This is a genomic window from Sphingomonas sanguinis (genome assembly GCF_001476905.1).
GTDB lineage: Bacteria > Pseudomonadota > Alphaproteobacteria > Sphingomonadales > Sphingomonadaceae > Sphingomonas > Sphingomonas sanguinis_B.
On sequence record NZ_LDTE01000179.1, the window covers coordinates 1 to 718 of the forward strand.

Genomic DNA, 718 nt, shown 5'->3' on the forward strand with positions numbered 1-718 from the left:
CCTGTGGCGTTCCGGCCTGCTGGGCGGAGGCAGTCTGGGCAACGGCGATGCCGGGCGACATCAGCGCCAGTGCCACCAGCGGCGAGACACCGGCCATCAGGCCATGGCGTGAAACGAACGCAGCCACAAAAGCAGGGCGTAACACCATCTTCCCCTCTCCTTCAGTTTTATATTCTCCCGAGCGATCGGTGTTGAATCACCGTACCGCCCATTCGATGGAATCATGTTAGCGTTATAATTAATCCAGAACAAGGCGTTTGTCGGAGTGTTCCTAGTCCGCTATCGCCAGGTCTTGACGACCGACCGATGGCTACGGTCAAAAGACCCGATGGCATCGCCAGCATCGGCCAACACGTCGCAAAGACGGGTGACCAGAGACGATAACGGAGGGATTGACGATCATGGCCGACATGGAATTGCTCGACAGCGCGCGACATGCGTCCCTGCGGGTCTCCTCCGCCCCGGATGCGGCACGGCATTTCGTCCAGCTGGTCGCGGGCGAGTTCCTGTCCGCCGCGCTCCATTATCCGATCCTCTTCGCGCGCAACCCGGAAACCGGCGATCTCTATCCCGGCGCTTTGATGGGATTGGTGCCGGACGAAAATCTCTGCCTGGGGGCCAAGGGCACGCTGGCGGGCTATCGCCCGGCCGATCTGGAACGCCAGGCTTTCTATGTCTCCGGCGAGAATATCGCTATCGACCCCGCCCACCCCGCTTT

Annotated in this window: 1 protein-coding gene; it reads left to right on the plus strand. The window is 61.0% G+C overall.

Translation table 11 applies throughout. The annotated features are described in order from the left end of the window. Positions 1-401: 401 nt before the first annotated feature. On the plus strand, positions 402-718 hold a 317-nt coding region (locus SB4_RS18340; protein WP_241488696.1), incomplete at its 3' end, for a SapC family protein.